A 7,580-nucleotide genomic window follows, 5' to 3' on the forward strand; every position below is an offset into this window, starting at 1 on the left:
AATTATTTTTTCAATCAATTTATAACATCATCTATTTCTGTAAAAAGAAGACATTCGGAATTGAAACTAAATTTTCTTAAACCCGTTGCACCTTGACGATTTTTAGAAATAATTAATTCTGTATAACCTAAATCTTCTTTTATTTCTTCTCTTTTATCTTTTTCTTTTGCATAATAATTTTTACGATATAAAAACATAACAATATCTGCATCTTGTTCAATACTTCCTGAATCTCTTAAATCAGATAAAATAGGTTTTTTATCTTCTCTTTTTTCTACTTCTCGAGATAATTGTGATAAGGCTATAACAGGAACTTTTAATTCTCTTGCCATTTGTTTTAAACTTTGGGAAATATCAGATACTTCTTCTTGACGATTATAGAAATTATTTTGATTATTTTTATTCGATTTACGAATTAGTTGTAAATAATCAATAATAATAATATCTAATTTATTTTTATACTTAAGTTGTCGACATTGTGTTCTAATATCTAAAATATTAACAGAAGAAGAATCATCAAAATAAATATTTAATTTTTGTAATTGTTGAGAACAACCATTTATTACATTTAATTGTTGTGGATTTAAAAAACCTAATTGAATATTTCTATGAGGAACATTACTTTGAGCACTTAACATTCGAGAACCTAATTGTTCATTAGACATTTCTAAACTAAAAATAGCTATAGCAGCTTGTTTATTTTTATTTTGTTTAGCGATATTAACTGCTAAATTCATCATAAAACTACTTTTACCCATCGAAGGTCTTGCAGCTAAAATAATTAATTCTTCTGGTTTGAAACCTAAAGTGATATTATCTAAATTTTCATAACCTGTTCTTAAACCAATAATATTGTTTTCTCTTCGATTATAAATAGTTTTTCGTTCAATTTCTTTTAATAATGTTTTTAGTTCTACAAATTTAGTGTTTTTCTTTTTTCTTGATATTTGAAAAATTTTTTCTTCTGCGATGTTTAAATAATTTTGTGAATCCATATGAACATTATCAAAACCATCACGAACAACAGACATAGCTGTATTAATGATATCTCTTTTTAAAGAAGCTTCTTTTACAAATTCTATATAAGTATCAAGATGATAAACAGAAGGAATTTGGCTTCCTAAATCAATCAAATATTCTTTGCCTCCTACTATTTTTTGTTTTTTTGTTTCTAAAAAAGCATATACAGAATAATAATCAATATCCTTATTTTGTTGAAATAAATCTTGCATAGCAGAAAAAATAAGTTGATGATTAAGATTATAAAAATCAGTAATTTCTAATTTGCCTTCTATATTCAACATTTGTTTCGGATCTACAAAAATAATACCTAAAATAAATTGTTCAGCATCTAAATAAAAAGGAAATTGTAATCTAATGTTATTATTATCACTCATTTTTTATTTTCTTCATTTTTGATATTAATTATAAAAGAAGCGTGTATTTGTTCAGAAAGAATTACATTTGCTTTGTATTTACCAATAGAGTTGATTTCATCATCTAGAAAAATCTTTTTTTTACTAAGAAGAATATTATGTTCTTTGTGAAAAGCTTCTAAAATTTGATTTAATGTAATTTTACCATAAATTTTTCCTTGAGGGCCAATAGTAGTAAATATTTCAATTTGCTTACCATCTATATCTTTTTTCAATTGTTTCATAATTAAAATATTTTGAATATTGTATTCTTGCTTTATTTTTTTTTCTTTTTCTAAATTTTGAAGATTTTGTTTATTAGCTAAAATAGCTTTTTTTTCTTTAATTAAAAAATTACCATAACCTAAACTAACATCGATAATATCATCTTTTTTTCCTTTATTTTTAATATCTTCCAATAAAATAACTTTCATATTCATGTTTTTTGAACCTTCCTTATGTTCTGATAATAATATATTTTTTAATTTTTCCACTATTTCATCAATATTATTTCCTTGAATTTGAGAAGCTGCGCTATTGATGTGACCTCCACCACCCATTTGTTCCATAATAATTTGAACATTAAATTCATCATAAGAACGTGCGCTAATTCCTATTTGATTTTCTTCTAATCTGCAAATAGTAAAAGCAGCTTTAATATTTTGAATATCTAAAGCTTTTTCTGAAATTTTAGCTAAAAACGAACGATTATTATAAATATTATTGCTTTTGATAATGACGTATTCGTCTATATAAATTTCCATTTCAGAAATTAATTTATTCATTTCTAAAACTTTATTTAATTCTTGTCTTAACCAAAATTTAATTTTTGAACCTTCAGCACCCATTGAAATCAATTCAGCAGCAACTTCTAAAGTAGAATTTTTAGTTCGATAAATAAAATAATTTGTATCAACGATCATTCCTCCATACATAATACTTGCTTCTATAGGAGTAATTTCAACAGGAACATTTAAAAAAACAAGAAATTCAATTAATATTTCTACCGTTGAAGAAGCTGATGATTCAATACATGAAAAAGAATTCGAAATAGAATTTTCAGTAGCTCTATGGTGATCAATAACAATAATATTAGGTGTTAAATTTAATAATTCAGGACTATTAACTATATCTTTGGTTTGAGTATCAACAACAACTAATAAAGATTCAATATTAATAATATTTTTTGCTTGTTGAGTTGTTATAAAATTTTTAGATAAATAGGGTTCTTCTTTGATTAAATCTTTATAAATAAACTTAAAATTTTGATCTATTTTATCATTATCTAAATCCAAAATTAAATAATGTTTATAATTTTTATTAATAGCTGAAGCTATTTTGTAAAAAGCTAACATAGCGCCTAAAGAATCTAAATCAGGATAAATATGACTCATAATAAAACAATTATGATATTGTTTTAACGAATCTTTAATGATTTCAGCATTAACTCTTGTAGAAACTTTTGAATTAGTACTCAAAGAAGTAATAGCAGCGCCAAAATATTGTATTTTTTGATTTTCAATATTAACAACTGCTTGATCTCCTCCTCTTTTTTGCGCTAATTCAATAGCATTTTGAGCATAAGATGCTAATTTATTATAAGTTACATTATAACAAGCAATACCCATCGAAAGAGTAATTTTTAACTTATATTTATTCGAAATATCGCGAATATTTTTTAAAATAGAAAATTTACTTTCTATCATTTTATCTAATTGTTTACGATTTAACAAAAGTAAAAATTTATCTTCAGATAATTGTCTTAAATAACTTTCATAAATTTCAATAAAATCAGATAAAGCGCTTAAATATTCTACTTTAATTTGAGATTGTTCGGAAAGATCACAATCTTTCAAAGCGTTTTCTAAATTATCAAAAGACAAAAAAACTAAAACTGGAGTTTCTTCAAAATAAAGATTTTTGATTTTTTCTCTTTCAGTAACATTAAAAACATAAAAAACATTAAATTCTTTTTTATAAATACAATCGAAAGCTTCTTGATGAATAAATAAAGTAATTTTTTTTTCTAAATCAAAATCTATCAAATCTGCCATTTGCGAATTAACTTCATTTAAAGAAATATTTAAAATATTTCTTTTAAAAATAATATTAGTATAAGCATTTACCCATTTAATTTCTTTAAATTGAGAGTTAGGTTCAATCAAAATAATTCCAATAGGTAATTCATTAAAAACTTCTTCACCGATTTCATTCACATAATAAGATAATTCAGACCATAAAGATAATCGATTCTTTAAATTTTTAATTTCAAAATGACTACGAAAATTAAAATAGATACAAATAAAAATGCAAAGAAGAATTATTTTCCCAAAAATACTTGCAAATAACAAAAATGCAATTCTTTTAATTTCTTGTTGTGCTTTATCAGGTCGAAGAATATCTTGAATTTGATTAATATCAAAAATTATCAAATGTAAAATAGAAAAAATCAATATTGAAAATAATATATATTTTATAATTTTGTTTCTATTTTTATCTTTTTTTAACACTTTCCAAGAACCTACTTTTAATAAAATAAAATTAACATTATAAAAAATATTTATTTAAAAAAATAAACAAGCCAACAAAGCTTGTTTATTGTTTATTCAACTACAAAAGGTAACAAAGCCATATGACGAGCATTTTTAATAGCTTTAGCTAACATTCTTTGAAATTTTGGAGCAGTTCTAGTTGTTCTACTTGGTAAAATTTTACCTTTATTTGTAATAAATTTTTTCAATAATTCAATATCTTTAAAATCAATATTAGTGAAATTATTTTGAGTAAAAAAACAAACTTTACGACGTTTCTTAATATATTTTTTATACATTGGCATTTTCAATTTCTATAATTTTATCTTAACAAAAAAACAAAATTAAGATAAAAACGATCTTTAACTCCTTTCAATTTAATTCATTATATTAAAAAATTAAATCATCATCTTTTTCAATATTAATATCAAAATCTTGTTTATCATTATAATTTTCGTCTTCTTTGTTATTTCTATCGTAATCAAAATCCATCGAGTTTGTATTTTTAAAATTTTGATTATCTTTTTTAGAATCTAAAAATTGAACAGAATCACAATTAATTTCTGTTGAAAACTTTTTTTGTCCTGTTATATTATCATCAAAAGAACTAACTCTAATGCTTCCTTCTACTGCTATCAAAGCTCCTTTAGGAATATATTTATTCAAATTTTCTGCTTGTTTTCTCCAAACTACACAAGGAATAAAATCAGTTTTTCTAATGCCGTCATTCCCCAATAAATCTTCTATTAACTGCTAAAATAAAACGTACAAGTGGCAAATCTCCTTGTAACAATTTCAACTCAGGATCTTTAGTAATTCTTCCTACCAAAACAACTCTATTAACCATTAATTATTCTCTTTTATTTTTTTATTTCTTTCTTCTATTGTATTAAGAACGATTGAACGAATAATATCCTCTTTTTTAACTTTTAATATATGATAAAAATTTGCAATCATTTCATTATCAGCTTCAACTAATATCTCGATATAAAAACCCTTTAAATGTTTTTTAATAGGATAAGCTAATGTTTTTAATTCTGGTTCTTTAAATTGAAAAATTTTACCTTCTTTAAAAATATTTTTAATATTATCAGTAATATTTTGAATATCTTTCGTATCCAATCGAGGACTCAAAATATACATTATCTCATATTTTTTCATTTTCTATTATTCTTCCTTGAGGTTTTGCACCCTTATTTATTTTTAATCGAATAGTAATTATATAAATACAAATAAGGAAAGGAATTTTAAATTTAATTTAAAGTCAAATATTTTCTTTTTACACTTGTATTTATATCATAATTATTTACGATCAATACTAGATTTCAAATTGTTTTTTTATTATATACAATCATATATATTTATCTTTAATCTAACTAAAAACCAATTTTTAAAAATAATTTAAATAAACACAAAGAATAACAAAGATGATTATATCAAAAAAACACTGAATTATGTTAAATATTATATCAAAAAAAATAATAATATTCGAAAATAAAACTAAAAATAATAAATTTTTATTAATTAAAAAACTACTAAATTATAAATAACTTAAAAAATATTTAAATTATCTAAAAATTCCCATTTTTTGATTTATTTTTTTTATTTTTTCTTCTGCTATTAAACTTGCTTTTTTAGCGCCAAAATCCAAAACCTTTTTCAATAAATCATTAGATTTTAAATTAAAGAAATTTTGTTGAATAATTTTAATTTTTTCTACAACTAAATCAGCTAATCGAGATTTAAAATTATCATAATCATAATTTTTGAAATATTTTTCAGTCTCTTCTAAAGTCCAATTTTTAAAAATCGCATAAATAGTTAAAAGATTAGAAATACCTGGTTTTGTTTTTGAATTATATTCAATTTTATTTTCCGAATCTGTAACTGCTTTTAAAATTTTTGTTCTTATATTATTTAAATCTTCAGAAAGAAAAATACAACCCTTATCGTCTTTGAGAGAATTTAAAGTTTTATTGCTTTTACTCATTTTTTTTAAAGGATCAGATAAAGATTTGATCATATAATTATACGAAATAAATTCAGGAACAATAAAAGTATTGCCATATAAATTATTAAAACGTGTAGCTAAAAGACGTGTTAATTCTAAATGTTGTTTTTGATCTTGACCTACTAAAACAAAATCAGCATCATAAAGTAAAATATCTGACGACATTAAAAGAGGATAAGTTAATACAGAAGTTCTAATATTACCTGAACTGGTTTTTTTTTCATATTCTTTAAATTGAATCATGCGCTTTAACTCGCCTACATAAGAAATAGATTCCATTATATAACTTAAATAAGTATGTTGTAAAATTTCAGATTGAATAAATAAATTAGTTTGTTCAATTTTTAAACCCGAAGCTAAACAAAGAAGTGCTATATCTTCAGCTCTTTTTTTCAAAATAGAGGGTTCTTGAAAGGACGTAAAAGAATGTAAATCAGCGATAAAAACATAAAAATCATATTTTGAATTATATTTTTCTTGTAAATTAACTATATTTTTAATAACTCCAAGATAATTACCTAAAGTTAAATCTCCTGTCGGCTTAATTCCCGTAATCAATTTTTTTTTATTTACTTCACTTAACATTTATAAAATATACCTTTATAATATTTTATTTCTAATTAGAATTATTTTAAGAAAATATTAATAATTTATTTCTTAGATAAACAATTTTCATTATTATAAAAATTTTTAAAACGAAAAACAAAATAAAAAAAAATAGAAAAAATACAAAAGAGAATAAGTATCCTAAACAAAACCATTTCTTTTCCTTTAAAAATCCAAAAATTTTCTACTAAAAAATCGCCTTTTTGAGGACATAAAATTTTTCGATAAGGTATTTTACACTTTTCAAAGCTACAACATCCAGATTCATTATATAATTTAATGCACCAACACATCAAATAAATTATAGGATGAAGAAAAGTGAAAATAATTTTTTTCAAATTTAAATCTAAAGGAATAAAAAACAAAAAAAAAAGAAAAAAAAGCAAAGGTATCAAAAAATGTTGTGAAAAATTAATAATAAAAGATATTTCTTGGTTTTCTTCTATCAAATAAATATTAAAGATATTTTGTTTTTTCCAAAAAGGAAAAAGAACCATATTGTAAACTAAAAAAGTTAATAAAACATTAACAACAACACTAAAAATTAAAAAATAATAAAATTTTTTGTAATTTCGGATTCTAAAAAAAAAAGTTAATAAAATCAAAAAAACAGACAAAATAGTTTGATCAGTAAAATAAAAAAATAATATTTCTAATATTACTGCGAAACTGAATGATATTGTTTTCATTTTAACAATTATATTAAAAATAAAAGTTAAAAAAGTTATAAATAAAATAAATAAAAAATAGACTTTGCCCACTGAATTAAAGTCTGAAAAAAAAGACTTAACTAACTTTGGTTTTTTTAAATTATTTTTTTGAATTTTATTGTCTTTATAAATCATAAAATAAATTTATTTTTTTTCCTTTCTGTTTTTAATATTTTAATAGATTATATTTTATTTATCAAACTAAAATTATTGAAAATATTATTAGTGAAAAAAACAAACAAAAAAAATAAACATTATTTTGATTATCTTTTTTAGAATCTAAAAATTGAACAGAATCACAATTAAT

At 21.7% G+C, this 7,580-nt stretch carries 8 protein-coding genes; all 8 read right to left on the reverse strand.

What is annotated here, in order from left to right; genetic code table 11:
• Positions 1–14 precede the first annotated feature (14 nt).
• Positions 15–1,397 carry a replicative DNA helicase gene (gene dnaB / locus MDPP_RS01470; RefSeq protein WP_144658456.1) on the reverse strand — a complete coding sequence of 461 codons (1,383 nt, stop codon included), beginning with the start codon at positions 1,395–1,397 and terminating at the stop codon, positions 15–17.
• Positions 1,394–3,925 carry a 50S ribosomal protein L9 gene (rplI, locus tag MDPP_RS01475; RefSeq protein ID WP_144658457.1) on the reverse strand — a complete coding sequence of 844 codons (2,532 nt, stop codon included), beginning with the start codon at positions 3,923–3,925 and terminating at the stop codon, positions 1,394–1,396. Before rplI ends, dnaB begins: the two co-directional genes overlap by 4 nt.
• A 92-nt stretch (positions 3,926–4,017) precedes the next feature.
• Complete coding sequence (gene rpsR, locus MDPP_RS01480; protein WP_144658458.1) at positions 4,018–4,251, reverse strand: 30S ribosomal protein S18; 234 nt, start codon at positions 4,249–4,251, stop codon at positions 4,018–4,020.
• 85 nt (positions 4,252–4,336) lie between these two features.
• The gene (locus MDPP_RS01485; RefSeq protein ID WP_281281260.1) at positions 4,337–4,681 is read right to left on the reverse strand and encodes a single-stranded DNA-binding protein; all 345 of its coding nucleotides are present in this window, start codon (positions 4,679–4,681) and stop codon (positions 4,337–4,339) included.
• Positions 4,671–4,793 carry a single-stranded DNA-binding protein gene (locus MDPP_RS02210; protein ID WP_281281261.1) on the reverse strand — a complete coding sequence of 41 codons (123 nt, stop codon included), beginning with the start codon at positions 4,791–4,793 and terminating at the stop codon, positions 4,671–4,673. The genes MDPP_RS01485 and MDPP_RS02210 overlap by 11 nt, the downstream gene beginning before the upstream one ends.
• Complete coding sequence (rpsF, locus tag MDPP_RS01490; protein ID WP_144658459.1) at positions 4,793–5,107, reverse strand: 30S ribosomal protein S6; 315 nt, start codon at positions 5,105–5,107, stop codon at positions 4,793–4,795. Before rpsF ends, MDPP_RS02210 begins: the two co-directional genes overlap by 1 nt.
• Positions 5,108–5,513: 406 nt before the next feature.
• Positions 5,514–6,542 carry a tryptophan--tRNA ligase gene (gene trpS / locus MDPP_RS01495; RefSeq protein ID WP_144658460.1) on the reverse strand — a complete coding sequence of 343 codons (1,029 nt, stop codon included), beginning with the start codon at positions 6,540–6,542 and terminating at the stop codon, positions 5,514–5,516.
• Positions 6,543–6,607: 65 nt separating this feature from the next.
• On the reverse strand, positions 6,608–7,408 hold the full coding sequence (locus MDPP_RS01500) for a hypothetical protein (protein WP_144658461.1): 801 nt from the start codon (positions 7,406–7,408) through the stop codon (positions 6,608–6,610).
• Between the last annotated feature and the right edge of the window lie 172 nt (positions 7,409–7,580).

It is taken from the genome of Candidatus Phytoplasma pini (assembly GCF_007821455.1).
Lineage (GTDB): Bacteria > Bacillota_I > Bacilli_A > Acholeplasmatales > Acholeplasmataceae > Phytoplasma > Phytoplasma pini.

Coding starts and splice junctions, on each gene's coding strand:
- dnaB (WP_144658456.1), bottom strand. CDS start 1,397: ATGAGTGATAATAATAACATTAGATTACAATTTCCTTTTTATTTAGAT.
- MDPP_RS01500 (WP_144658461.1), bottom strand. CDS start 7,408: ATGATTTATAAAGACAATAAAATTCAAAAAAATAATTTAAAAAAACCA.
- rpsR (WP_144658458.1), bottom strand. CDS start 4,251: ATGCCAATGTATAAAAAATATATTAAGAAACGTCGTAAAGTTTGTTTT.
- rpsF (WP_144658459.1), bottom strand. CDS start 5,107: ATGAAAAAATATGAGATAATGTATATTTTGAGTCCTCGATTGGATACG.
- trpS (WP_144658460.1), bottom strand. CDS start 6,542: ATGTTAAGTGAAGTAAATAAAAAAAAATTGATTACGGGAATTAAGCCG.
- MDPP_RS02210 (WP_281281261.1), bottom strand. CDS start 4,793: ATGGTTAATAGAGTTGTTTTGGTAGGAAGAATTACTAAAGATCCTGAG.